This window comes from Rothia sp. HMSC072B03 (genome assembly GCF_001809565.1).
Taxonomy (GTDB): domain Bacteria; phylum Actinomycetota; class Actinomycetes; order Actinomycetales; family Micrococcaceae; genus Rothia; species Rothia mucilaginosa_A.
This window is the reverse complement of the sequence record NZ_KV797970.1, coordinates 343,429-369,466: the sequence shown is the minus strand read 5'-3', so window position 1 is coordinate 369,466 and position 26,038 is coordinate 343,429. Positions and strand designations below refer to the sequence as shown.

Here is a 26,038-nt window from a genome sequence, read left to right as displayed (position 1 = left end):
AGTTATGCCCATGGAGACCACCACCGCACGCGCGGACCGCTCAGAGGAGACAGCCTCCTCCCCCACGGCGCGCAGGCTCACCGTCGCCGAAGAACCGGCGCTGAGCGTCAAGGACCTCATTAAAGAGTTCAAGCCCTCCCGAGCGTTCCGCAATAAGCACCCCGAACGACTCACCGCAAGCGGCTACTACCGCGCCGTCAACCGGGTGAATTTGCGTGTCTTCCCCGGCGAAGTGGTGGTTCTTCTCGGCGCAAACGGCGCAGGTAAGACTACGACCCTCGCCTGCGCCCAGGGCCTGCTCAAGCCCACCCGCGGTACCGTGCGCCTGCTCGGCGAGAACCCCCTCCTGGCAGACCCCGAGCTGCGCGCTAAGGTCGGCATTATGCTCCAGGATGGCGGCCTGCCCAACGCCATGCACCCCATCCCGCTGCTCGAGCACATCGCAAGCATGTACACCGACCCCTACCCGGTTGAAGAGCTCGCGCACCGCCTGGGCATTGATGCGTTCAACGGCACCACGATTCGGCGCCTCTCGGGCGGTCAGAAGCAGCGCGTGGCGCTCGCGGCGGCCCTCATCGGCAAGCCGGACGTGCTCTTCCTCGACGAGCCCTCCGCGGGCCTGGACCCGCAATCGCGCAACGTCGTGTTCGAAATTATTCGCGAACAGCGCGAGCGCGGCGTGGCCATCGTGCTCACCACGCACCTGATTGACGACGCACAGAAGCTTGCCGATTACGTGTACATCATCGAGGACGGCACCACCGTGCAGGAGGGCACCGTTCCCGAGCTGATCGCTAACGACGGCACAAACCGGCTGCGCTACACCCTGGATGCTCCCACCCCCAGCCGCGAGGAGCTGCTCCCGGCGCACCTGCGGGCCGGTGTGAAACTCATCGAGACGGTCCCCTACGTTCCCGCCTCGGAGGAGCACCCGGCCGTGACCGGCGAGTACGAGCTCGTCGGTCCCCTGCGCGCGGAGCACCTGGCGGCCTTCACCGCGGCGCTGGCCGAACGCTACCTCATGCCAATTTCTCTCAAGATGGAACCGAAGACCCTCGAGGACGTCTTCCTCGATATTTCAGGACGTGATATTCGATGAGCCCCACCGCTTCTACCGACCGCGAGCAGAGCACGAGCGTTGCGGCGGACACCTCCGCCCGGGGCGTCGCCATCGACGAGGACGAGGAGTACATCCCGCCCCGCGCGAACTACCCGCTCGTGCGCGTGATTGAGCAGGGTCGTTACGAGACGATGGCGATGCTCCGCAACGGCGAGCAGCTGATGCTGAACATCATCTTCCCCGTCATGGCGCTTCTGGGCCTGCGCTTTACGGGCCTGATTGACGACTACGCACACTCGGTGGGGGTTTCGCGTATGGATGCGGCGGTCCCCGGCGTGCTGGCCCTCTGCGTCATCTCCACGGCGCTGTCGGGCCAGGGCATCGCGACGGGCTTTGACCGCCGCTACGGTGTGCTTCGCTTTCTGGCGACCACTCCCCTGGGCCGCAACGGCCTGATTCTGGGCAAGTGCATCGCCGTAGTGGTCGTACTGATTATCCAGTTCGTGCTCGTGGGCGTGGTCGGGTACGGCCTGGGTTGGCGTCCGGACGCCATCGCCCTCTCGCGAGCCTTCCTCACCCTGCTGCTGGGTGCGGCGGCCTTTACGGCGCTGGGCCTGCTGATTGCCGGTACGGTGCGCGCGGAGGCGACCCTCGCGATTGTGAACATCGCCTGGGTGGTTCTGGCCGGCGCGGGCGGTGTGCTGTTCCCGCTCAGTTCCTTCCCCGATTGGTACGGCGCGATCGTGTCCTGGTTCCCCTCGGCGGCTCTGGGCGAGGCTCTGCGCGGCAACTTCATTCACCACCAGTGGATGGCGGACCCGCACTGGGTTCTGACGGTTTGGACCGTCATTCTCGGCCTGATTGCCTCGCGCAAGTTCAAGTGGTCCGACTAGCCTGACTGCGCCCCTTCGACCTGCGCTTCATGGCTGGTGCTTCACGACCGGTACTTCACCCGATGCCCCGCGGCTTTCGAATAATTCGAAAGCCGCGGGGCATTGCCGTGTCCGGGCGCGGCTGCCACCGAGGGGTCACTAGCAAGCCGTGAAACAGGCGCGGGGCAGATGGGGAGTTTCAGAGGCACCCGCGCGACCAAACCCGGCTGCCGGTGTTCGGGGTTAAAAAGAAAGCCCCCTCCTGCCGAACCACGAGTCCAACCACCACAGTTGGACTCCATCACGTTCATGTTCGGAGGAGGGGCTTTAATCACCGAGGGGCGGACCGACCCAACCACTGTCTCGGTCCGCAACCTTCCCGCTCAACCTTAACATGAGCTTTACCACCCCTCAAAATCTCTTATAGCTGAAGGAAGCCCGCGCCGCACCGATTCCGCGCCGATTCGGCACCGCCTCAACGGTGCGCTCACCCGGCGCTCTCGGGCGGGCGGCGTTCCACCCTGTGAATGTACACACCCTCACATCAGATAGTGCGGCGGAGTGAACTATCCTTGTTAAACGAAAAGGACGCAACCAGCCTCCGGGGCACCCGCCGGAACGCACCGCGCGGAATAAACACCCCCGGGGTACCGTTACGCCCCATGGACAGGGCGTCAGCACCTAGCCGCTGGCGCATCCACTCACCCTTGCGAAAGGACACCCACGTGGCAGAAAACCTCCAGTGGACAGAAACCGATCAGCGAGCCGTTGACACCGCCCGCATCCTTGCCGCCGACGCCGTGGAGAAGGTCGGCTCCGGCCACCCCGGCACCGCGATGAGCCTGGCCCCGGTCGCCTACCTGCTGTTCCAGAAGGTCATGAACCAGGACCCGGCCGACGACCGCTGGGAAGGCCGCGACCGCTTCATCCTCTCCCCCGGCCACACCTCCCTGACCCTGTACACCCAGCTGTTCCTCGGCGGCTACGGCCTCGAGATGAAGGACCTAGAGGAGCTGCGCACCTGGGGTGCCCTCACCCCCGGCCACCCCGAGTACAAGCACACCAAGGGTGTTGAAATCACCACCGGTCCGCTCGGCCAGGGCCTGGCCTCCGCCGTTGGTTTCGCCTACGCACAGCGTCGTATGCGCGGCATGTTCGACCCTGAGGCTGCCCCGGGCACCTCCCCCTTCGACCACCACGTCTACGTCATCGCCTCCGAGGGTGACGTGCAGGAGGGCGTGACCGCCGAAGCCAGCGCGCTTGCGGGCCACCAGGAGCTCGGCAACCTGATTGTCGTCTGGGACCGCAACCACATCTCCATTGAGGAAGACACCGACGTCGCCTTCACCGAGGACGTGGCCAAGCGCTACGAGTCCTACGGTTGGGACGTTCAGCGCGTGGATTGGACCCGCACCGGCGAGTACGTCGAGGACGTCGCCGAACTGTACGCCGCTATTGAGCGCGCCAAGGCTGTCACGGACAAGCCCTCGTTCATCGAGCTGCGCACCATCATCGGCTACCCCGCACCGCACAAGCAGAACACCGGCGCAGTGCACGGCTCCAAGCTCGGTGCCGAGGAAGTTGCCGCCACCAAGGAGGTACTCGGCTTCGACCCCGCCAAGAGCTTCTTCATCGAGGAGAACGTGCTCGAGCACACCCGTCAGCTGCGCGAGCGCGGTGCCGCCGCCCACAAGGCCTGGGACGAGAAGTTCGAGGCCTGGGCCAAGGCCAATCCCGAGCGCGCCGCACTGTACAACCGCCTGGTCGCGGGCGAGCTGCCCGCCGACTACAAGGCCGCCTTCCCCGTGTTCGAGGCCGGCACCTCCGTGGCAACCCGCGCGGCATCCGGCACCGTCATTAACGCTATCGCCGAGACCTTCCCCGAGCTGTGGGGCGGCTCCGCCGACCTGGCCGGTTCGAACCTGACCACCATCAAGGGTGCGGATTCCTTCAACCCGGTATCGCGTAGCACCGAAGACTGGACCGGCAACCCCTACGGTCGCGTGCTGCACTTCGGTATTCGCGAGCAGGCCGCCGCAGCGATCGTCAACGGCATCGTGCTCTCCTCGCCGACCCGCGCGTTCTCGGGCACCTTCTTCGTGTTCTCCGACTACCAGCGCCCGGCGGTTCGCCTCTCGGCTCTGATGGGCGTTCCCTCGCTGTACGTGTGGACCCACGACTCCATCGGCGTGGGCGAGGATGGCCCGACCCACCAGCCCATCGAGCACCTCTCCTCCCTACGCGCCATCCCCGGCTTCGACGTGGTTCGCCCCGCGGACGCCAACGAGACCGCCGTCGCATGGCGCACCATCCTGGAGAAGTCCGATCGCCCCGCAGGTATCGTGCTCTCCCGCCAGAACCTGCCCGTCTGGGCTCGCGAGGATGTACACCCCGACGCCGAGGGCGAGAAGTTCGCCTCCGCAGAGGGCACCGCACGCGGCGGCTACATCATGGCTGACACCGAGGGCACCCCGGACGTCATCCTGATTGCCACCGGCTCCGAGGTTGAGCTGGCCGTCCAGGCTCGCGCAACCCTCGCCGAGCAGGGCATCGCGGCTCGCGTGGTTTCCATGCCTTCGCGCGAGTGGTTCGCTGAGCAGGACGCAGAGTACCGCGAGTCGGTCCTGCCCTCCTCGGTTGCAGCCCGCGTCTCCGTCGAGGCCGGTCTGGCCATGAGCTGGTACGACCTGCTCGGCACCGCTGGCCGCGCCGTGTCCATCGAGCACTTCGGTGCTTCCGCCGACGCGAAGACCCTGTACCGCGAATTTGGTATCACCGCCGAGGCCGTCGTGGAGGCCGCTAAGGCATCCATCGCCGCCGCCAAGTAAGCGATACTCGTGCCCTCGGAACGCAACGGTTCCGGCAGGCTCGACGCGAATGATCCGGGCGCCCCGCTACGAGGGGCGCCCGGGCCCGCTATCGCGTCCCTCCAATACTTTTTCATTTCCTCATTCAAGAATCGAAGGTTTTATCCATGTCTGAGTCCACTCAGAAGCTTTCCGACGCCGGTGTCTCCATCTGGCTTGACGACCTCTCCCGCGAGCGCCTGACCAGCGGCAACCTCGCTGAGCTCATCAAGACCCACAACGTGGTCGGTGTGACCACCAACCCCACCATCTTCGCGGGCGCGCTCTCCAAGGGTGCCGCATACGCCGAGCAGATGCGTGAGCTGGCCGCCGCCGGTGCCGACGTCGAGGAAGCCGTCTTCGCGGCAACCTGCGACGACGTGCGCAACGCCTGCGACGTGTTCGCCCCCATCTACAAGTCCACCAACGGTTTTGACGGTCGTGTCTCCATCGAGGTTGACCCCCGCCTGGCACGCGACGCCGAGGGCACCGCGAAGATGGCGCGTGAGCTCTACGAGCGCGTGGGCCGCGAAAACGTCATGATTAAGATCCCCGCAACCAAGGAAGGTCTGCGCCCCATCGCAGAGACCCTGGCTGCAGGCATCAGCGTGAACGTGACCCTGATTTTCTCCCTGACCCGCTACCGCGAGGTCATCAACGCCTACATGCTCGGCCTGGAGCAGGCGCTGGAGAACGGCAAAGACCTGTCCACCATCCACTCGGTCGCATCCTTCTTCGTCTCCCGCGTGGACACCGAGGTTGACGGCCGCCTGGAGGCTATCGGCGGCGACGCCCTTGAGCTCAAGGGCAAGGCCGGTCTGGCCAACGCACGCCTCGCCTACGAGGTCTTCGAGGAAATGTTCTCCACCGAGCGTTGGGCTCGCCTGCAGGCACACGGCGCGAACGTGCAGCGTCCGCTGTGGGCCTCCACCGGCGTGAAGGACCCCTCGCTGCCCGATACCCTCTACGTGACCGGCCTGGTGGCACCGAACACCGTGAACACTATGCCCGAGGCAACCCTGAACGCCGTTGCCGACCACGGCGAGATCACCGGCAACACCATCGTTCCGAACTACTCCGAGTCGAACAAGGTTCTGGACGCCATCGCCGAGCGCGGCATCTCCTACACCGAGGTCGTCGAGAAGCTCGAGACCGAGGGCCTGTCCAAGTTCGATGTCTCCTGGGAAGAGCTGCTACAGACCGTCCGCGAGGCACTCGACAACGCTCGCTAAGACGTTGGTCGTCTCCTTCGTGAGGCGGCCGGATGCACTCCCCTAATCCGCCGGGTTCCGCCGTGGGACCCGACGGATTAGGGCGGCCCCCAGCTGACGAACCCAAAACGGTACAATACTGGGTACACACCTTCCACGATGCGGCATCGCCTCCGCGCGATATGGTACGAACCGCGCGCCGCACGAACCAACCAAGGCAATCAAAGGAATATATTGTGACTTTCGGTCATGAAGCGAACCCCCTGCGGGACCCTCGCGACCGCCGCATCACCCGCATTGCGGGGCCGTCCGCGCTCGTCTTCTTCGGCGTGACCGGCGACCTGGCCCGCAAGAAGCTGCTTCCGGCAGTGTATGACCTCATGAACCGCGGTTTGCTCCCGCCGAGCTTCGGCCTGGTCGGCTTTGGCCGCCGCCCCTGGAGCGACGACGACTTCCGCAACTACGTGCGTGAGTCCGTTGAGGCAAACGCCCGCACCCCCTTCCGCGAGGACGTTTGGAACCAGTTCCAGCAGGGTATGCGATTCGTCGAGGGCGCCTTTGATGACGACGCCGCCTTCGAGAAACTCAAGAGCACCCTCGCCGAGCTCGACGAGCGTGGCGCACACGGCAACCACGCCTTCTACCTCTCCATCCCCCCGAAGGCCTTCGAGCAGGTCCTCACCAAGCTGGCCGAGCACGGCCTGGCATCGCGCGACGACGACACCGTCAACCCCGTCGACGGTTGGCGCCGCGTGGTCATCGAGAAGCCCTTCGGCCACGATCTGAAGAGCGCGCGCGAGCTGAACTCCATCGTGGAGGCGGTCTTCCCGCCTGACGCCGTGTTCCGCATCGACCACTACCTGGGTAAGGAAACCGTTCAGAACATCCTGGCGATGCGTTTCTCCAACCAGATGTTCGAGCCGCTCTGGAACTCCCACTACGTGGACCACGTGCAGATCACCATGGCCGAGGACATCGGCATCGGCTCCCGCGCAGGCTACTACGACGGCGTGGGCGCGGCCCGCGACGTCATCCAGAACCACCTGCTGCAGCTGCTCGCCCTCACCGCCATGGAAGAGCCCCTCAGCCTGGACGCCAAGCACCTGCGCGCCGAAAAGGCGAAGGTCCTCGAGGCCGTGCGCATCGACGACCTGCCGAACTCTTTCGCGGTCGGACAGTACTCCGCAGGCTACCAGGGCGGCGAGCACGTCAACGGCTTCTTCGACGAGAAGGACATTCCCGCCGACTCCCGCACCGAAACCTTCGCAGCGCTGAAGCTCTCCATCGCCAACCGCCGCTGGGAAGGCACCCCCTTCTACCTGCGCGCCGGCAAGCGTCTGGGCCGTCGAGTCACCGAGATTGCCGTGATTTTCAAGAAGCCCGCACGCTCGCTCTTTGGTGAAATCGAGAACGCGCATGTCGGTCAGAACGCCATCGTGATTCGCGTGCAGCCCGACGAGGGCATGACCATTCGCTTCTCCGCGAAGGTTCCCGGCACCCAGATGGAAATCCGCGACGTGAACATGGACTTCGGCTACGGCCACTCCTTCACCGAAGAGTCCCCCGAAGCCTACGAGCGTCTCATCCTGGACGTTCTGCTCGGCGAGCCGCCGCTGTTCCCCCGCCACGAAGAAGTTGAGCTCTCCTGGAAGATCCTCGACCCCTTCGAAGAGTACTGGGAAGAAAACCGCATTAAGCCTGAACCCTACGAGTCCGGTTCGTGGGGTCCGCGTTCAGCACACGAGATGCTTGAGCGTAACAACCGCGCTTGGAGGCGCCCGTGATTTCGCACCTGCATAACACCACCGTTTCCGCCATCAACAAGGAACTGAGCCACCTGACTGCCGCCAACGGTAGCCTCAGCAGCGGACGAGTTCTCACCCTCGTTGTTCTCGCGGAAAAGGGCCACTCCCGCGAAGCAATGCGCGCGGCGATTCGCGCCTCCCACGAACACCCGAGCCGCATCATCGTGCACATCTCGCACGACCCGCTCGACCCCGACCAGCTGGATGCCGAAATCCACCTCGGCGGCGACACCGGCGCATCCGAGATGATTGTTCTGCGCGGCTGGGGTAGCGCATCCCGCCCGACCGAGGCGCTCATCTCCGGTCTGCTGCTGCCGGACTCCCCCATCGTGGTCTGGTGGCCGCACTCGGTGCCCGAGAACCCGGCACAGCACTCCATCGGTCGTATCGCGCAGCGTCGCATCACCGATTCTGCGCGTGCGGCGGACCCGAAGGCCACCCTGACTCACCTGGCCGAGGTGTACCGCGCCGGCGACACCGACCTGGCCTGGACCCGCCTCACCCTGTGGCGTACCCAGCTGGCCGCGCTCCTGGAGCAGATGCCCGCCTCCCCCGTGCGCCGCGTGGTTGTGTGGGGTTCGGGCAAGTCTCCGTCCGTGGTGCTGCTCGGTACCTGGCTCGGTTGGAAGCTTGAAGCACCCGTGCACCTGGCCACCATCGGCGCAGCAAACCGCGGCCTGTACCGTGTCAGCATTGAGCGCGAGGACGGCTCGGTGACCATGTTCCGCCCCGGCGTGTCCGTGGCGACCATTTCCACCCCGTACGCGCCCGATCAGCAGATTGCCCTGCCGGTACGCACCCTGGCGGAGTGCATCTCTGAGGAGCTGCGCCGCCTCGACCCGGACGACACCTACGGTGACGTGCTGAAGCAGGCGCTGCGCACCGTCACCCTCGTCGATGACACCTGCCAGCCTGAAGACACGCTGGACCTCGAAGAATACCCGGAGGTTTTCGATGCCTAAGATCCAGAACATGGGTTCCTCCACCCCCGTCCTGGTGGCGCACCCGACCCGCGACGCTCTCGCAGCGGACGCGGTGACCCGCATCCTCGACATCATTGAGCATGTGCTCTCTGAGCGCACGATTGCCCACATTTCGCTGACTGGCGGCACGATGGGTATCGCCACCCTGAAGGCGTGGGCTGAGAACGAGCGCGTGAAGGATATCGACTGGTCCCGCGTGCATTTCTGGTTCTCCGATGAGCGTTTCGTGCCCGAGCGTAGCCCCGAACGTAATGACGGTCAGGCTATTGAGGCGCTGCTCGCTCCCCTGCTGTCGCACGGCCTGGTTGTGGGCAATGTGCACCGCATGGGTCCGTCCGATATTTTCACCGGCCTGGAAGCTGCAGCTGAGCACTACGCCTTTGAGATGCGTGATTACGCCGGTTCTGCACCGGCTGTGAGCGTGCAGATGCCCGAGGGCGCAACCGAGCTGCCGCTGGCTGGCGGTCACGGTGGCGGCGCAGGTCACGAACACGGCGGCTCCGGCGGCTGTGGTTGTGGTGGCGGCGGTTGCGGTTCTTCCGCACCCGAGCAGTCCCTCGAAGAGACCACTCTCGAAGACTTTGACGCTGCCGCTGAGGCTGCCGAGTCCGCCGGTGGTTGCGGATGCGGCGGCGGTGGTTGCTGCGGTGGTGGCGGTGGCCAGTGGCCCGCACCGGTCTTCGACATCACCCTGCTGGGCATGGGCCCGGACGGCCACATCGCTTCCCTGTTCCCGGGCCGCAAGCAGGTTCTGCTGGGTACCGGCCTGCCGGAGGACCCGGTTGAGGGCGGTAAGGCTGTGACCGTGATGGTTTCTGACTCGCCGAAGCCCCCGGCTGAGCGCGTGTCGGTGACCCTGCCGATTATCAATAACTCCCGCAACGTCTTCTTCCTCATCACCGGTGAGGATAAGCAGGATGCGACCAGCCGCCTGCTGGCTGGCGCGAAGCTGGACGCTGAGGACCTGAACGCGGAGCTGCTGCTGGAGACCCCGGCGGTGGGTGCGCGCGGTAAGAAGCAGACCCTGATTTTTGCAACTGAGGAGTCGCTGGCTCCCGAGAACCGCCCGTAAGGTTCTGGTTCTGAACTGCATTGGATAAAGGGTGGAGCCCCGGATAGTTTCGACTATCCGGGGCTTTTCTCTATGGTTTTAAACCACCCCGAATGGTACTAGAAGTGGTACCATGAAGTATGCCGAGTATTGAAGATTTAGTCGCGAAGATGGCCGCCAGCCCTCAAAACGTTACTTTCACTCAACTTCAAAAGGTATGCACCCATTTCTTTGGAGCGCCGCGTATCCGCGGATCTCACCACTACTACAGCACCCCCTGGCATGGTGACCCTATTGTCAACATTCAACAGGGAAACTCCGGTAAAGCAAAGAAATACCAAGTCAAGCAGGTTCTAACTGCCATTCGAAAACTGGAGAATAACGATGACTAACGCTCTCCCCCGCCAAGAGCTCTACACCTACCGCGTCGAGTGGTCTGAAGACGACCAGGAATTTGTCGGAACCGTCGCCGAATTTCCCAGCCTCTCATACCTGGCCCCAACCTCTACCGAGGCATTCGAAGGTATCCGAGAAGTCGTCGCCGACACCCTCGAAATTCTTGAAGAAGACGGCCGCGAGGCACCCGAACCGTTCTCTCTGCGTTCCTTCTCAGGACGATTCAACTTGCGTGTTTCACCGCAATTGCATCGTCGTCTGGTTCAGCAGGCAGCGCTTTCTCACCAGAGCCTGAACCAGTATGTGAGCCAACAGCTCGAAGCAGTCGCCTAAGTAAGCCAGTACATCTTCATCATCCAACGAAGATTTCAAAATGTTATGACATGACAAAAGAGTGGAGCCCCGGATAGTTTCGACTATCCGGGGCTCCACTCTTGCTACGCCCGCTTACTGCTCAGAGGCGGTAGGATTCTGCGGCTCTTACTCCTCCGAAGATTCCTCCCCCTCGAAGCCCACGTACAGTGCCGCCAGCGAGGGAACCGTCGCCTCCAGCACCTGCTGCGCCTCCTCTGCGGTCGGGGCGAGCTTCGCGCCGGTCAGACGCAGGTACTCGCGCACCGTCATGGGCTGTGCCCAGTCGAAGTGCTCACGCACAGCGGTGATATTCGCGCCGGACTGCAACACGTTAATGCCGCGGGCAAGACCGATGTCCGTCACCTTCACGATGGCGTCGGTCTCCTCCGGGATGTCGTACGGGTCGCGGTTCTGCAGGTCCATGATAAACGGCAAAACGCCGCGGCTCTCAGCACGCAGGGCGAACTTGGTGTGCACCTGGCTCACCTCGTGCACCTCACCCACGCCCACGGCGGGCACCAGCATGAAGCCCGCCTGCAGGTCGTTCACCGCGTCCAGGGTGTGCGCCTCCCCGAAGCCGGAGTACAGCTGCACCACCGGCACGAGATAGCACACCTCCGCCTTGAGCGCCTTGCGCGCCTCAATGTCGATGTACTCCCAGGCGCCGCCGGTACCGTCGGTAATGTCGCCGGAGTGGTGCGCGTAAATGGCGCCCTGGCTGTTCTTCACGGTCTGCGACCAGTAGCTGATCTTGTCCATGTAGTTGCCTTCGGCGTCGAACATCATCAGCGACAGGTCAATGTCCACGCCCTCATCCCAGAAGCAGAAGAGGCGGATCACGCCGGTGGGCGGCAGGTGCACCGTCGAGGTGTTGTAGCGGCCCATACCGTCCAGGGAGGGGCGGGCGCTGCGGGTGTTCAGCGGCATGACCATGTCCCCCACCTCGTCGGGCAGGTAGATGCTGGTCTCGGCAAGGCGGCCGGACAGACCAATCTCAACCAGGCGTTCCAGCAGGTCCAGCACCGCCGGGCTGTACTCGCGCGCCGGAATCATGGTGGCGATACCGGTCTTGGACAGGTTCATGCGCCGCGGCGCGGCAGGCTCAGCCTTCCGAGCGGAAGCCGCGCGGCGCTCCTCACGCTGGCTCGCGGCAGGTTCGGAACCGACCGGGATAGAACGCATCGGGTTCTCCGGGCCGGAATTATCCCCAAAGAACGAACCCAGCGGATTCGGGATACCCGCGTTCTGTATGATGTTCTGAACCCTCGCGACGCCCTCCGGGTTGCGGCGCGCGTAGTCAGCGAGCTCCCGGTCCTCCTGCACCGCCACAGGGTTGGCGGGGCGTTCCTTCGGCGGATTCGCGAGCGCGTTACGCTGCAGGGTCACCAGATTGCGAATCTGCACCAGGATGGGCGCGGACACACGCGGCGCCACGGCGGCGAACGCGTCAAAGATGACCTGCTGGCCGGGGCTCGGTGCGGTGTCGATGCCGTAGCGCGGCACCTCAAACGCAGTCAGGGCGCGCACCAGCTGGCGCGCGAACACGCCCGGGCGCGTGGAGAGCAGACGTGCCACGTTCTGCGCATCCCGGGTTGCATAGGCGCGGTCCACCAGTGATTCGAAGCTGTACACCTCACCGCGGTACAGGTCGTCAGCCCAGCGGCTCAGCGCGGTCAGTGACGGGTAGTCGCCGGGGTGAATCGCCTTGACGAGACGCTTGTACATTTCGGCGCCGGGCGCGCTGTCGTAGCGAGCGCCAACCGGGTCAGCTTCCAGCACCCGGTTGAGCAGGTGAGCGATGCGGGTGCGTTCGCTGCGGCGCAGCTTCAGGCGCGGCGCGATGCTCAGGCTCAGGTCCCCCACCCTGCCGTTGAAACGCAGGCGCGAGTATGCAGCGGCGAGGGCGAGCGCCTCCTTCATGGTGCGCAGGTGCTCAGCGTCTTCGGGGTGCAGGCAGGCGGCGATGAACACGCGGTTTTCGCGGCTGGTGTTCTCCGGTCGGGCAGTCGGCAGCGCGTCATGCTGGGCAAGGAAACGGCGCAGCGCCACAAGGTCGCGCTGGTCGGTCTGGTTGTACGCCTGCTGCTGACCGAGTAGCTGCCGGTAGAGTGCACCCGCCATAATCAGGGCGTTCTGCACGCCGCTGACCATCTGCAGGGGTCGGCGGTTGCGTTCCATGCTCGTGAAGTTGGCGCGGCTCATCGGCTGCTGCCACTCGTAGGGCACGTAGTTTTCGGGCAGGCCGCCAACGATGCGCTCGGTGCCGTCCGGGTTGTAGTACGGGTTGGAGAGGTAGTGCATGATCTGCTCGGTGTAGCGCTGCTCTTCGGGGAGCGCCAGGGCGCGCAAATCAAAGTCGCGGCGGAACACGCGGCCGGGACGGTACCCGTATTCGTAGGACCAGATGGTTGCGAACAGGGCAAATTCGTTGGCGCTGACCTTCAGCGCCTGGGCGAGGGATTCCTCGCTGAGGGTCAGGCCGCAATTGCTCAGGGCGGACACTCGCCCCAGGTCGGTGTCGAATACGCCGGCCTGGTGCCGCTCATTAATGCTCGAGTAGTTCGAGCGGTAGGAGGGGTCGTACAGGTCGGTGAAGACGTACACGCCGTAGCGGCGCATCAGGATGAGGCGCACGAGGGGGCTGAGACCCTCGGGGGCTTCACCCTGAAGGTAGGCGGATTCGTTGAGGTAGGGTGATTCCTGCAGGTAGGGGGATGCGTCGTAGGGAGTGGTCACGGGTCGTCCTTTCCGTTGGTCTCACCCGACTGTCACCGTCGGTGGTGTGTCTATGTTCTTATCGTAGCGGCGTGGGCGCGGGGTGTCGCTGGGTTTGGTCATCGGTGACCTGCGGGGTAAATATTCGCGGGGAGCAGCCGACCGTTACGTATCGCGGAGCCGGGGCGGCGCTTATCCGCCGCGTGCTTGTCCATCAGCCGCTTATCTGTCGGTCGCTTATCCTGCCGGCCGCGCGGGAACGGGGGTTAAAAGAAAAATGGCGGGAAGCGAAGAATCCGACAAATATAAGAAAAAGATATTTCAGAAAGTAGGACTCTTCATGATCCGCCATTGCTTATAGAGTACTCCCGCCCCGCGACGGTGGTCAAGCCGTTTCGTCACCAAAGCATGCTCGGGGGTTTCTACCCGCCGGTGAGGCTCTAGCTAAGGGGCAAGTAGCCTCACCGGCAGGTAGGTTTTTCGGGCTAGGACTCACCCAATAGCGCGAGCGCTGCCTCGCGGGCGGCAAGCGCCTCCTCCGTCACGCGCGGGGTCACCGCGGCCAGGGCACGCAGGCTCTTCGCCAGCACCGTGGAGCCCTTCATCTTCGGCTCCAGGACCGCGGGAATCTCAACCGGCGTGCCGTACAGTTCGGCAAGCTCCACCGCCAAGCGCACATAGTCGCCGCCCTTCGTCAGCTCACCGACCATCGGCAACAGCAGGCGCAGAACCTGCAACACACGCCAACCCGCCAGCGGACTAATAGCCGAAACCTCACGCAGGGTCGCCACCAGGCGGTTCGGAAGAACCATCCCGTCCTCCAGAGCCCACTTTAGGGTCTCCGCGAAGGTTCCTGTATCCAGCAGGCCCGCCTCAAAGAGTGCCGCAATGGCCTCTGCCGCCGCCAGACGGTACTCAGGATTCTTCGCGCTCGCCACATAACCGAGCAGGGTGCAGGTCGGGGCGCCTACCTGCACGGTGGACTCCCTCAGCGCGCGCATGAGGATAGGAACATAGGCGATGTCTGGGGCATTTATGCACTGTGAAGCGGTGAACAGGAAGTATGCCGAGAGCAGGTCCGGGTTGTTCTGAAGCAGCCAGGACGCCCACTCGGCCAGTGTCATCCGGAAGTCGCCCTGCCAGCCGTACGCTTCACCTGTATTCGGCATGAACGCGAAAGGAATAAACGCGGTGTTCAGCACCTCGTAGGCGATGGCATCCTCGGGGCTCATGCTAGCGGTTGCGTGGCTCAGCGCCTCGCGCGCCTCATCCACGGTATCCACGATATCGCTCTCGACCTGCCACATAGGCTCATAACGGACAAAGTCGGTGGCATCGAAGCTATCCGGATCGAAACCTTCCTCACGGAGGCGGCCTGCCCTACTGGCTTCCCGATACTTCGTAACGAGTTCATCATTCAGGTAGGAATGGTAACCGAACCAAGGAATATCCAGGGCAGAAACAATGCGGTAAGTCCAGTCGCTATAGGTAAGCTGACGGCTGGGCAGCGGGGCGGTCAGCAGACGCACCGTACGACCTTCCGTATGGTACTCTCCCCCGGCGGCGACGGCACGCATCTGTTCCCGGAAAATCTCGTAGAGGTCGCGGTAACCCTTCAACGGCTCGTAATGTTGATGGTAAAGGTGGTACTTGCTCTGCACAACCACACGCACGCCCTCCTCCTTAGAAAAAAACGTGTTCTGTTTCTCAGAACGTAGTATCAGTTCAGTACGCTCAAAACGCTGCAGAATCGGGGTCAGTTCCGGGGTTTCCCAGGACTCGTACCCGGCAGCCTCAGCGTTAGCTTCCAACACGGCGCAGAGCGCAGGCATACACGCGACATTGTTGTAGTAATATTCGCTGGCAATCTTGCGCAGGGTACGAAGCTGCTGCTGATCCACCGGTGCCAGCTGCCCAGTTGCTGCAAAGTGGTAAAGACGCACCAGGTTCTCACCAGTAGCGCGGGGGCTCTTCTCCCCCGCCACACGGGCGGAGGTGGTGTTCGATTCCTCGGTCAGCAGGGTACAGAACTCGCCCAGATCCGCGATGGGGGTGAACGGCTCATGGTGCGGGGTACCGGGCAATAGCACCGGCGGTACCTCTACGGAGGCGCCTGCCACCTCCGCTTCTTCCGCCTGGGGCAGACGCTCTTCGGGCAGGCAGGCTTCCGCAGCGCCGCGCAGTTCCAGGGGTAGCACCTCGTAGGCTTCAAGGATGCGCTCAGCAACGTAGTTGGCGAGCGCCAGCTGCTCGGGGGTTTGCGCCTTCTTGCGCTTGGCTTTGCTCACGCCGGCGTACTGGGTGGCGATGAGCTTGAGCAGGCGCAGGGCACCGCGCTGAATCTTCTTCTCGGTGCGGTAGAGGTTCGCGCCGAGTGCGTCAATGAGCTGTTCCAGCTCGACCTGTTCGAGCGGTACCAGCTCTGCGTTTTCGTTCTTCTGCAGGGCGGCGGGTGCGCAGGCTTTGAGCACGTTCTGCAGCATGGTCTGGGCGAAACCAACCGATGCGCTCGGTTCGGCGGTGAGGACAGCCATAAGCTGCCCGAAGCGTGCCCGGTTCTCCTCATCGGTGGGCTGCAGATCGGTGTAGACGGAGTGGAACGCTGCCGAGTTGAAGGCACTGAAATCGCTGGTCAGGCCGCGCAGCAGGGCGTCCAGAATCTCGTCGCGAATGTCGAAGTATTCGCCCATGAGGCGGCACAGTTCCGCGCTTTCGCCCATGTAGTTGCCGTACCCCTTGAAGAGCACCCCCTCGGTGCGGAAGACCGCCCAGAACTCCTGGTCGAGCAGGGTCATGTCACGGGTGAAGAAGGTTTTGAGCTGGGCGTGGTTGCTCGCGCTGTCCTTCTTCACGCAGGGCAGGGCCTCGTGGAAGAAAAGGACCAGGTATTCGGGGGCATCGCAGCTCAGGTTACGGGCACGAAGCAGCATGTAGCAGGTTTCCCAAATTTTCTTCGAGCGCGCCCAAGAGTTTGGGAGGCCCTCAATGAAACGCAGAATCCACTCGTCGGGGCGTTCGGTGGCGCCGAGCAGGAACGCGTCAATCAGCTGCTGATCCGGGCGCCCCTCCCAGAGCAGGGTGCGCATGGCGCGGCCGGCGGAACGGTGGTATTCCCACGGGTCTCCGTCGGGGGTGCGCACGAGCGCCCCGGCAACGTAGGCGGCAAGCGGGGTGCGGTTAATGTGGTCGCTACCGATGACGCTCTTGGGGGTGAGGGTTCGGGCGAGGGATGCGCGTTCCTCCTCGGTGGCGCCGGTGATGACGGCGTGGTATTCCTGCACGTCAGTTGATTCTGCCGCCATGAGGGCTTTGAGGGCGGCACGGCGCTCTTCAAGGGTGCGCTCACCTGCGCTGTGCTTGTTAGGGTTGTGCGGCTGGGCGGTATCAGTCATCGGTACCTGCTTTCAGAGTTGATAGTGAATGGTTGTGAAGAGTTGAACGGAAGTGTCGAATGGGAGCCGGTTGAGCGGTTAGCCCTGCACCTGCTTGAGGATATTCCGGGCGTACCGCGCCTTCTGCGAAGAACCGGTCAGCGTACCCAACCAGGCACGCAGCGGCTCATCCACGAGCTCCGCACGGGTGGCAGGGTCGAGAGTCGCCAACGCCTGGCTGAAGGCGCCCAGCAGCTTACCGAGCGAGTTCGCCCCGGTATCCAGGTGCGGTATGAGGCGCGCGAAGAAGCGCACCGCCGCCCGCGCATCCAGCTGGGCGAAGTCGGTCAGGGCGAGCGCCCAACGGTTCAGCATCGCCAGCGGCACAAAGTTCACGAAGCCTGCGGTGGCATCCTCAAGGCTGAGCTGGTCGTCCAGCACGCGGTGCATGATTTCCACGGCGAGGGAACGAATCTCGACGCGTTGCTCCGAGAAGCCCGCGGCAAACACGAACGCGCAGGCGGGACCCCACACGCCGGGGTGCGCCGCCAAGGCCAAATACAGGCTCCGGTCGAAAGCGCTGTGATCCAAGATGTACCAGTTGCTGCTAGCGCAGTAGTACGCCAGCGGTTCTGCCCGCGAGGGGTAGAGCAGGGCGTACTGTCCTTCTTCGTCGTGGTGGGCGGTGGCGAGGCCGCGGAAAGCGTTCAGCTCGGGGGTGGAAGCGCCGTGCGCCACCCCGTTCAGCTGAAGGCCCCAGCTTTTTTCCCTCTGGGATACCGTGATGGATTCCAGGTAGGGGTTGATGCGCCCGGTGGCGAGGGTGCCGTCAAGGGCGGAGCGGAGCACACGAATCTGGGTAGGAGCAGAGCGCGGAGCGTTCTCCTGAGCGTTCTTCACGTATTGCTCTTCGAGGCTTTCGAGCAGGGTCAGCGCCTCGACACGGCGGCTCTGTGCATCCTGCCGCTGCTCATCGGTAGCGTATGGAGGCAACACCTCCGGCACACGCACACGCAGTAGCACCGCCGTGAAATCCTGGCGCAGGATGGGGGCTCCGTCAGCCAGGTTCTTGGCGTACCGACGCACCAGGGTATCCGGATGCACCCACCCGCCGAACAGCTCAGGGGTGGCGAGCGGGGTGTAGCTCTGCCTGCTTTGCAGCACGCCGAGGGAATCCTTGAATCCGGTGCTGAAGAACGTGGCGTGGCGGGAGTACATGGTGTGCAGGTTCGGCACCGTACCGGGATCTTCCTTCGGGGTCATCTCCGACGCCTTCGGGCGCTCACGCAGCTTCCCGGCGGCGGCAAGAACCGTCATGTGCGCGCGCATGTCGAACCATTCCAAACCCCAGTGGTTCAGCTTTTTCAGGCAGATAGGAACCAGCTGTTCGAGCAGTTTGGGGCTCTGCGCGACGCCGTCGGCGCTGAGCAGGTAGGCGGTGAGCAGTTCCAGTTCTAGCTCGCATCCGGCGTGCGTTTCGGGAAGTTCCGCTTCATTGAGCGTATCGGGGGTAGCGCTGGGCGCGACCTGATGGTGCAGGAGCGCGCGGGCGCGTTCTTGCACGTCGGATGCGGTAACGGGGCGCACGGGGGTGTCCCAGTACCGGTGGATTGCGGTGCGGGAGGCGGCGAGCGCCTCCGCGGCGGCGGCCTCAATGTCAGCAGCTTCAGTGAGGGCGGCGCTGTCCTCGCCGCTCCCCCGGCTATTCTCCGGGCTGTACCCATCTTCGAGGAGCGGCGAACCCTGAATCTGCGCCACAACGAGCGGATCCAGCTGGGATCGGTAGTCGCGGTAGAGTTCACGGGCACGCTCGGCAAACACGATAACGTCGGCGCTCGCGTTGTCTGCGGCGCCCGCCTGCACCCATTCTTCGAGGTGTTTGAGGGCGGTAGCCTGCACCTGCGCGTGGGCGTGGCTGAGTGCCATGACTACCGCGTCTTCGCAGGCTGCAGCGTCGAGGGTACCAGCCCGGTACAGCGTCTGGAGCATGATCAGGATTTTGAGCGCGTTTGCTTTGGTTCCGGCGCATACGGCGGGTGCCGCGTACGCGAAGGCGGCAGCGTCCAGCGCCTGCGGGTTTTTGGTCCAGAGGCGGTGAATATGCTGCACGCCGAGGGTTACGCTCGGGCCGATGGGCGAGGAGAAAAGCGTCAGAAATTCGCTCTGACGTGCCGCGATTTCTTCGGCGGTGAGTTTGAGTCCGGTGACCAGGCGTGAGAACCAGCCGACCCGGTACGCCGGGAAGTCGCTCATGAGGGAGCTCAGGAGCGCGTCAATGAGGCGGTCGCGGCTGATCAGCCCGGTTTCGGTGGCTTCGATGAGGGCGCAGGACCAGCCGGGGTTGTTGTCCTTCTGTCCAGGCTTGTAGGAGTCGCGCTGGGTGAGGGAGATGTCCCGGTTGCCTTCGACGGCAAGCATACCCCAGATGAGCTCCTCGCGGAGCTGTTCGTCCTCGCGCAGCAGCGGAAGAATCAGGTCGGACTCACAGTTGATGAGGGCGGTGTAGTAGTCCTCGTCGTGCTCAAGGACCGCGCCGTCGTAGAGTTCGGCAAGCCGCATGGAGGCAGCGCCCGAGAACCAGCCCGTCTGAATGTAGATTTTCACGCGGTCCTGGGTGACGGTTCCGGGCGTGTTTTTACCGAGCTGGGAGCCGTAGGGGGTGGTGGTGATGTCGAAGTACTGCCAACGGCGGTAAATCTGCTCGAGGGTGCCGCCGACCGCCAGAATGTTGGCGAGGTTGCGGTTGAAGTGCATGATGTCGCTCCAGGTTTTCTGTTGCCTGCGGAGCGGGTGGATGACTTCACCGGGGAGTGGCTCGGTGATGACACCTTCGGGGAAGGTGTGCGTTTCGGGGCGTTTGCTCATGGTGGTCTTTCGGGAGGAAGCTGAGGCGAGCTTTTGGGGCGTCGTCTTTTAGTGCGGTGCGTGCTGTGTCTAGCCGGTGGCGTGTTCGCGGTAGAGAATACTGACCGCCAGCGCGTGCTTGCAGGGGCCACGCGTACCGCGGTACTTCAACCACCAGGGGCAGGAGCAGAGGTACCCCTCCACGGCGTACGGGTCGGCGGGCAGCACCACGGTGTACGTGTTCTCACCGCTGCGCACACTGTACTCGCCGGTGCCATGCTCCCCCGCCCCGACCCGCTCAATAGCGCCGGAATCGGCAAGCTTCTTCGCGCCGACCAGGCGCGGATGCATGGCGGTCAGCGCCTCCGGATGCACGGGCAGCGGGCGGTGGAAATACTCGCCAGCGTGCGCGTCAAAACCAACCTGACCGGAGGAAGCCAGCAGGGCGAGGGCGTCGCGGGTTGCCGCCTCGTCCAGGCCTGCGCGGGCAGACATGACGGGCACGTCAATGCGCGGCTCGAAGGAAAGCAACACGCTGAGCATGTCAGCGTTCTGGGCGGTGTTCGGGTTAGACAGCGCCTGCAGCACGGATCCCTCACCGGAGAACCCGCGTGACTTTTCGGGGCTCAAACCAATGCTCAGGCGTGCGCCGGGCAGGTGCGCCACCCACACACTGGGCACGGGCGCGTTACCGGCGGTCACGGGCTCACTGTATGCGTCCAGGCGCTGAATGTGGCGGATGAGCGGCTCAAGCACACGCAGACGCTCGGGGCCCGCCACGCATACAGATCCGGCGGTGGCGCGGGTGGCAAGCCGCAGGGAACGCACGGCACGGGTCGCCCACAGGACCGCCTTGGTGCTGGAGTTACGCGGCAGGGAGTGGATGAAGGTTCGGGCGGCGGCAGCGTCCAGGCTGTGCACGGGGCTCATGCGGGATGAGAGCATCTGCGTTTCTGCAAAGCCCTTGAGCCAGCGGATGGGCAGCGGCACTTTTTCTTCCATGACGGAGCCGTCAAGGGTGGTGGTAAGCAGCCCGTCGTCGCCAACGTTCAAGTGGATGGGCTCCCCCGCCCGCAGGGAGGCGAGCGCGGCGCGCAGGGGCGGGTTGACGTCTACGTTGGTGACGCCTACGGCGCTGTGGCTGGCGTCGAGTGCGCTGGAGTCAACGTCGAGGCGCGCATACACTCCGCAGCAGGCGCTGAAGGATTCGAAGCGTAGGCCTTCGGCGGTGCTGGTGACAACGGGGTCTGCGGCGCGTAGGGCTCCGGCGAGGGAGCTGGGCGGCACGTAGAAGCGGGTGCGGGCGACCCGGGCGACGACCAATAGTGCAGTGGCGTAGACGTCTGCTCGTTCGAGGAACCCGGAGAAGAAGTACGGGTGGGAGGCGGCGCCTTCGGGGGTGCTGCCGCCGCTGGTGGCGAGGCTGAGCGCGCGGGAGTCGGCGCCGTCGATGAGGGCTGACGGGGCGGTGTACGTGTAGTCGAGGGTGTAGGCGCTCATGGCTTCTTTGCCTTTCGTATGTGGTGTATACGTCCTATCATGCCGTAAAGATTCGCGTCCCGCTACCACTTTCGTCATTGCCGTTTGGTGCATAAAAAATCCCCGACATTCTCGGTTGAGAAGTGCCGGGGAGAAGCTCTAATTGGCTCACCTTCGGTGGGGTGGGCGTGGGCTCTAATGAGAGGCTCTGACTAGACGACGATCTGGCCGTTGAAGCGCAGGGCCAGGCCATACAGGACCACTGCGATAACCCAGATGACGATCACGGTGACGGTCAGGCGGATCAGGTTCTTGGACGCCATACCGGAGGAGTTCAGGGAGTTGGTCATACCGCCGCCGAACATGTCGGAGAGGCCGCCGCCCTGACCGCGGTTGAGCAGCACAAGCATCACTGCGATCACGCTGGTGATGGCGATGATGACCATGAGTACGTTCATGATGACGTCCATGGGGACCTTCCTGTAGTCATTCTTCGGGCGGGGTCTGCGGCTTTCGCATTGCAGACAGACGGTTTAACTATACGCTACCGTCGCCGTCCGGTCACGTTGATTAGGTTTTTAGGCGGCGCGGTTAGTGCGGCGCTGGTACTCGCTGGGGGTCAGCTGCAGGGCCGCGGGCCGGTCGGTGAGCACGCGCTGGGCGGTGAGCTCATCGCCCTCAGTGTCGTAGGCGCGCACGTACCCGCCGTCGATGAGGTAGTAGGTGAACTGCTGCGCGGCTGCCCAGTAGGCGCCTCCTCCGGCGTAGAAGCCCTGGTCAACCCAGTCGCGCAGGGTGAGGGTCACGGGAATTTCGGGAGAGGAGGTGCGGCTGTAGAGCCAATCAAGGAATTCGTCTCGGCGGCTCTCGAAGTACTGGTATTCGGGCGAGGGCTCCCTGTACTCTTCGCCGCCCGCGTAGCCGAGGTTGCCGCCGTCATTGCCGGGCAGGCGCGGGGCGCTGACCCTGCGGTTGCGGATGTAGAGGAAGAGCATCGTGCCGATGAGGCCTGCGATGATGAGGGAGAATCCGAAGCTGAACATGCCGTTAAGTGTACGGGGCGAACCGTGCGGCGGGCACGTTCCGGATGGGTTTTGCGCCGAGGGGCGAACACCCCCGGCATCTTGCCCGCCGGCCGCGCATAGCCGGTTAGTGGGACTCCCCTGAGCGCAACTCCCCGCCACTTTGCTACCGAAGCTTACAGACTTACGGAGACGCACCCGTAAAGAAGCGCGGTTAAAAGGCGCGGCGCCCGGCCGGGTGAGTACCCGGCCGGGCGCCGTAACACTATGAGACGCCGTGATGCGTCGGGGTTTTATGCGTCGAAGCGTGCGATGGCTGCGAACTCTTCAGCCTGCAGGGATGCGCCGCCGACGAGCACGCCGTCCACGTCTTCCTTACCCATGATGGAGGGTGCGGAGGAGGACTTGACGGAGCCGCCGTAGAGAACGCGAACCTTCTCTGCAACGTCTGCGGAGTAGAGCTTAGCGATTTCCGCGCGGATTGCTGCGGACATTTCCTGAGCGTCCTCTGCGGTTGCGACCTTGCCGGTGCCGATGGCCCAGACGGGCTCGTAGGCGACGACCAGGGTCTCTGCCTGCTCTGCGGTCAGACCAGCGATGGAGCCGCGCAGCTGCTCGAGGGTGTACTCGACGTGGGTGCCTGCCTCGCGGACCTCGAGGGGCTCACCGACGCAGAGGACGGGGGTCAGGCCGTGCTTGTATGCTGCCTGGACCTTTGCTGCGCACAGCTCGTCGCTTTCGTGGTGGTAGGTGCGGCGCTCGGAGTGGCCGACGAGCACGAAGGTTGCGCCGAGCTTGGAGAGGAATGCGCCGGAGATTTCGCCGGTGTATGCGCCGGAGTCGTGGACGGAGAGGTCCTGGCCGCCGTAGAGGATGTCCAGCTTGTCGCCCTCGACGAGGGTCTGCACGGAGCGGATGTCGGTGAAGGGCGGGAAGACGGCAACTTCGGTTGCGGAGAAGTCAAAGTTTGCGTCGTCGAGGGTCCATGCGAGCTTCTGGACGAGGGTGACTGCCTCTGCGTGGTTGAGGTTCATCTTCCAGTTGCCTGCGATGAGGGGCTTACGCGACATAGTTCGCTCCTTAGCTGTCCCGCGCGGTATGCCGTGCGGGGTTGTTGTTCGGAATTTTCCTTTCCCATTTTAGAGGGTTGGCGGCATATTTTCACTGGTTCGGCGCGGTTTTATGCTGTGCCTTGACTATTCTCACCCCGCGTTCGCTGATTGCGTGGAACCCCGGATACGAAGTACCGGCAGGGTGGAGCTTAGGGGCTCTACCCTGCCGGTACTCTGCCGGTGGTGTTTGTCTACGGTGTGTTAGTAGCCACCTCGGAGAAGGTACGACGTGTAGCAGAAGAAGACAATCGTCAGAACAATCACAAGAAGCGCGGTAGCGCGCGCACTTATGGCGAGGGAACGCTTCCAGGGCAGTTTTCGGGTAGCGATCTTCTCAACGATGAGCGCCGCAAGAGCACAGTAGGTGAAGCAGACGCACAGCAAAACAACAAACGAAATGATGAGAGTAGCCGTTGCTATCGAGGAAGATTCCCAATAGGCGTAGTACATCCAGAGGTAAGGAGAACCTGCGATGAAGTAGGCCATGAATCCACCGATGGGAAGGCAGATGAGCGAGTACAGGCCCATACGCTTAGGCTCTGCGGGTGCGTTCTGGGTCGCTACTGTTTCGCTGGGAACTGCGGAGGCGGCGCCAGCTACGGCGGGCTCACGTCCGGGGCTCTGGAGGGTGGTTGCGGTAGGTACTGCGCTGGCTTCTACCGCGGTGCTTTCTGCGGCATTGTTCTGCACGGTATTTTCCTGTACAGCATTGCTCTGCGCAGTATTCTCCGGCAAGGGGCTACCCTGCACGGCGCTCCCCTGTGCGGGTACGCCGGGGTTCTGGGGCGGCTGTTCCATATGTCTCCTTGTTGTGGTTGGTGTGGTGTGGTTACTGGTGATGTCGTGCGGCTACCGAGAAGGTGGATTCTTATACCTCTAGCCCTTCGAGGGAGAATCCCGGAGGGTATAGCGGCGTGGCGTCCTTATCGTCTTCCACGAGCACCCAACGGCCACGCAGGTGTTCCGCGCAGAGGAAAGCGTACTCTTCCTCACCGGTCTTCAAGAACTTATCGATGGGTAGCTTCTCCCCCGTTTGGGGCACGTAGAAGACGGCCTCATCGCGAATAAGTCGCCGTGCCTGGTATTCACTGATATTGCGGCCGTTCTTTTGGCGTCTACCGATACCGGGAATCGTGACCTGTACGCGGTACACATCCTGATTGGCAATAAGCCAGCCGCGGTTTTCCCGGTAGAGCCGAAGAAGCTCGGGTGAAATGATCTCTTCGGGGTTGATCACTTCAGAGAGCGGTTTGGTATCTCCGGTGTAGTAGAAATAGTTCAGGGCTGCGTAAAAGTACGCCTGAAAAATGTAGAAACCACCGCGGTTATACTCATTCATTCCCGGCTGCAGAACGGGGTACGGCACGTTCTGGGCTGCATGCTCTTCGGTTGCAGGCATGTACCTGCCGTTGCGCTCGTAGGCGGTGTAGACAAGCAGACCAGTTGAATCACCCTGTTTGACAAGCTCATCAAACTTCTCAGCCGGCTCGAGGGAAGCCAGTACCTTGTCTCGTTTGAAAAGGCGTGCTTCTTGCTTTTCCTCGTTGGTGGCGAGGATACCGGTCTGTCGACCGACGATAAGAGCGCCGAGAGTACCCACGCCTGCTACTGCGAGGGCACGACGAGAAAAACGGGGCTTCCGCAACTCCTGCTGATGAGCGAGTAGCCGACCAGAAGATACCGGCTGGGCTTCCGGGGAGGAACCCAGCATTCCGTTCGTCTCCTGTTCCTTGCGTTGGGGCTCCATGGTTATGCCTCCTTTTCGGGGATGAAGTGGATATCCCAGCCGGGGTCGAGGAAACGGGAGCGCAGGGTGCCGTGGATTGCTCCGTCGCGGAGGAGTCCGCGCGTGTCGAATTCGGTGATGGGCTGTAGCTGCCCGGTGTCCTTGCGGAAGACTTTTGCTTCGGGGAGGATGTCGAATTTGACGTTCCAGTCGAAGATTTTTTGTTCTTCATTATGGATGCGCGGTTGTGCTTCGAGGATATGCATGGTCAGGATTTGTTGGTTGGGGGTGATGACCCAGCCTTTCCCGTCGTCAAAGATATCTTGAATGGCGGGGAAGAATAGTTCTTCGGCGGTCATTGCATATTCGAGGCGTCGCGAATCGGATGCCAAAAGCATATAGTTTTGGCATTGATAATAGTAGATATTATAGAATTCCAAATCAGCGGACGTTAGAAATTTAGTAAACGTATAGCTGTAATCTGGCGGCGGCGCAGAATATGCAGGGTGCTGCTGATTTGCCGGGGTGTAAATTCCGATCATGTCCGTATCGACAAGATGGTATTCTCCCCTATAGTCTTCTTGGTTGAAGAATTTTTTGGTCCACTCAGGGTCGACAGTCATTTCCTCTCCTTCCTAAAATATATCTCTCATTACCTAACGCTAATTTGAATTCATGAATCTATTTTGCATATTTTCACCCTTGAAAATCTCACCTGCCGCATCCCGGGGGTTTACACAAAAAATAATTCAATTGTTAAGAGTTAAAATATTCACTGAATCAGCTCAAGAAAAACACTCATTATTCATATAACAAATGAGATTATTAAACGAATAAATACCTTTAGCGAATAAAAATCTGACGTACCTGAGTTAGATGCTTGAGCCGCATCGTGAGAGCCTCAGCGCTCTCATCTTTAAAAGGTACGGGAACGGCATGAGCCTGAAAGGTAACCATGTATTTAGCTTCCGGAAGTTGAAGTTGATGTGACGGTGAACGAGCTTCCTCGCTCACACTCGTTGCATGTGTGTTCCCTCTCGGTGACAGTGAGAATCACACACTCCTCAAGGTAACACACGCGCACTCTGCACACGAACTCAGCAAGACGGATTCCACCTCCCCCAACCAACCACGAAGAGCCCACCTCAAAAGTCCAGCAAGGCATACTGGGACGAGCAGAACGGCACCTTC

Annotated in this window: 19 protein-coding genes; 9 read left to right on the top strand and 10 right to left on the bottom strand. The window is 62.7% G+C overall.

All coding sequences use genetic code 11. The features are described 5' to 3' along the window. Positions 1-10: 10 nt before the first annotated feature. The 9 genes from HMPREF2630_RS08095 to HMPREF2630_RS08060 all read left to right on the top strand — a co-directional run bounded on the left by HMPREF2630_RS08095 (position 11) and on the right by HMPREF2630_RS08060 (position 10,557). The gene (locus HMPREF2630_RS08095) at positions 11-1,099 is read left to right on the top strand and encodes an ABC transporter ATP-binding protein (protein WP_070484629.1); all 1,089 of its coding nucleotides are present in this window, start codon (positions 11-13) and stop codon (positions 1,097-1,099) included. After that, positions 1,096-1,953, top strand: a complete 858-nt coding sequence (locus HMPREF2630_RS08090) for an ABC transporter permease (RefSeq protein WP_070484353.1) — start codon at positions 1,096-1,098, stop codon at positions 1,951-1,953. The genes HMPREF2630_RS08095 and HMPREF2630_RS08090 overlap by 4 nt, the downstream gene beginning before the upstream one ends. 704 nt (positions 1,954-2,657) lie before the next feature. Then, positions 2,658-4,760: a transketolase gene (tkt, locus tag HMPREF2630_RS08085; RefSeq protein WP_070484351.1), complete on the top strand. Its 2,103-nt coding sequence runs from the start codon at positions 2,658-2,660 to the stop codon at positions 4,758-4,760. Between the two features lie 146 nt (positions 4,761-4,906). Continuing rightward, positions 4,907-6,010, top strand: coding sequence for a transaldolase (gene tal / locus HMPREF2630_RS08080; protein WP_049342820.1), 1,104 nt, complete (start codon positions 4,907-4,909; stop codon positions 6,008-6,010). 215 nt (positions 6,011-6,225) lie between these two features. Then, a complete protein-coding gene (gene zwf, locus HMPREF2630_RS08075) occupies positions 6,226-7,773 on the top strand; it encodes a glucose-6-phosphate dehydrogenase (protein ID WP_049342821.1) in 1,548 nt (515 codons plus the stop codon). Then, complete coding sequence (locus HMPREF2630_RS08070) at positions 7,770-8,756, top strand: glucose-6-phosphate dehydrogenase assembly protein OpcA (RefSeq protein WP_049342822.1); 987 nt, start codon at positions 7,770-7,772, stop codon at positions 8,754-8,756. Before zwf ends, HMPREF2630_RS08070 begins: the two co-directional genes overlap by 4 nt. Beyond that, on the top strand, positions 8,749-9,849 hold the full coding sequence (locus HMPREF2630_RS08065; RefSeq protein ID WP_049342823.1) for a 6-phosphogluconolactonase: 1,101 nt from the start codon (positions 8,749-8,751) through the stop codon (positions 9,847-9,849). Before HMPREF2630_RS08070 ends, HMPREF2630_RS08065 begins: the two co-directional genes overlap by 8 nt. Before the next feature lie 119 nt (positions 9,850-9,968). Then, a complete protein-coding gene (locus tag HMPREF2630_RS08995) occupies positions 9,969-10,220 on the top strand; it encodes a toxin HicA (RefSeq protein ID WP_070593262.1) in 252 nt (83 codons plus the stop codon). Next, positions 10,213-10,557 carry a type II toxin-antitoxin system HicB family antitoxin gene (locus tag HMPREF2630_RS08060; RefSeq protein WP_049342824.1) on the top strand — a complete coding sequence of 115 codons (345 nt, stop codon included), beginning with the start codon at positions 10,213-10,215 and terminating at the stop codon, positions 10,555-10,557. Before HMPREF2630_RS08995 ends, HMPREF2630_RS08060 begins: the two co-directional genes overlap by 8 nt. A gap of 147 nt (positions 10,558-10,704) precedes the next feature. Here HMPREF2630_RS08060 and HMPREF2630_RS08055 read toward each other — a convergent pair whose 3' ends face one another. The 10 genes from HMPREF2630_RS08055 to HMPREF2630_RS08010 all read right to left on the bottom strand — a co-directional run bounded on the left by HMPREF2630_RS08055 (position 10,705) and on the right by HMPREF2630_RS08010 (position 25,470). Beyond that, positions 10,705-13,314 (bottom strand): hypothetical protein, encoded by a 2,610-nt coding sequence (locus tag HMPREF2630_RS08055; protein ID WP_070484348.1) that lies wholly within the window; start codon positions 13,312-13,314, stop codon positions 10,705-10,707. A gap of 464 nt (positions 13,315-13,778) precedes the next feature. Then, positions 13,779-16,685: an endonuclease gene (locus HMPREF2630_RS08050; protein ID WP_070484345.1), complete on the bottom strand. Its 2,907-nt coding sequence runs from the start codon at positions 16,683-16,685 to the stop codon at positions 13,779-13,781. Positions 16,686-16,763: 78 nt separating this feature from the next. Further along, complete coding sequence (locus HMPREF2630_RS08045; protein ID WP_070484341.1) at positions 16,764-19,529, bottom strand: DUF6493 family protein; 2,766 nt, start codon at positions 19,527-19,529, stop codon at positions 16,764-16,766. Positions 19,530-19,598: 69 nt separating this feature from the next. Next, positions 19,599-21,008, bottom strand: coding sequence for an SWIM zinc finger family protein (locus HMPREF2630_RS08040; RefSeq protein ID WP_070484338.1), 1,410 nt, complete (start codon positions 21,006-21,008; stop codon positions 19,599-19,601). A 191-nt stretch (positions 21,009-21,199) separates the two neighbouring features. Then, complete coding sequence (secG, locus tag HMPREF2630_RS08035; RefSeq protein ID WP_012903590.1) at positions 21,200-21,457, bottom strand: preprotein translocase subunit SecG; 258 nt, start codon at positions 21,455-21,457, stop codon at positions 21,200-21,202. Positions 21,458-21,565: 108 nt separating this feature from the next. Next, the gene (locus HMPREF2630_RS08030) at positions 21,566-22,030 is read right to left on the bottom strand and encodes a hypothetical protein (RefSeq protein ID WP_049342829.1); all 465 of its coding nucleotides are present in this window, start codon (positions 22,028-22,030) and stop codon (positions 21,566-21,568) included. A gap of 272 nt (positions 22,031-22,302) precedes the next feature. Further along, positions 22,303-23,079 (bottom strand): triose-phosphate isomerase, encoded by a 777-nt coding sequence (tpiA, locus tag HMPREF2630_RS08025; protein WP_049334135.1) that lies wholly within the window; start codon positions 23,077-23,079, stop codon positions 22,303-22,305. Positions 23,080-23,322: 243 nt separating this feature from the next. Continuing rightward, entirely contained in the window at positions 23,323-23,919 is a 597-nt protein-coding gene (locus HMPREF2630_RS08020) for a G-protein coupled receptor family protein (protein WP_049334134.1), read from the bottom strand. A 70-nt stretch (positions 23,920-23,989) separates the two neighbouring features. Next, positions 23,990-24,868: a DUF6318 family protein gene (locus tag HMPREF2630_RS08015; protein WP_049342831.1), complete on the bottom strand. Its 879-nt coding sequence runs from the start codon at positions 24,866-24,868 to the stop codon at positions 23,990-23,992. Positions 24,869-24,870: 2 nt separating this feature from the next. After that, positions 24,871-25,470: a DUF6318 family protein gene (locus HMPREF2630_RS08010; protein WP_049342832.1), complete on the bottom strand. Its 600-nt coding sequence runs from the start codon at positions 25,468-25,470 to the stop codon at positions 24,871-24,873. Between the last annotated feature and the right edge of the window lie 568 nt (positions 25,471-26,038).